Origin of the sequence: Pantoea sp. SIMBA_079 (assembly GCF_046940275.1) — a bacterium.
Lineage (GTDB): Bacteria > Pseudomonadota > Gammaproteobacteria > Enterobacterales > Enterobacteriaceae > Pantoea > Pantoea borealis.
In genome coordinates this window covers 1-290 of the sequence record NZ_JAWRYR010000168.1, presented here as the reverse complement: position 1 = coordinate 290, position 290 = coordinate 1, and the positions used below count along the sequence as shown (strand labels likewise).

Sequence of the window (290 nt, the reverse complement as noted above, 5' to 3'; positions counted from 1 at the left end):
GTGGTTGGCCCGATGATTGCCGGTCATCAGGGGTACGTATTGATTCAGACCGACAACTACAATATCGAAACCAGCGTCACTGGCCTGGCGATTATTTTGATTCTGGCGATGGTAGTGCTGTTTGCCATTGAGTGGCTACTGCGGCGGATCTTCCGCACAGGCGCACACACCCGTGGGTGGTTTGTCGGACGTAAGCGTCGCCGTGCCCGTAAGCAGACCGAACAGGCGCTGCTGAAACTAGCGGAAGGCGATTATCAGCAAGTTGAAAAGCTGATGGCGAAAAATGCCGA

General features: G+C 54.5%; 1 protein-coding gene. It reads left to right on the top strand.

Annotation, left to right across the window (positions count from 1 at the left end; genetic code table 11):
• The coding region (locus tag SB719_RS19575; protein ID WP_412159656.1) for a heme biosynthesis HemY N-terminal domain-containing protein at nucleotides 1-290 on the top strand (290 nt) is incomplete at both ends.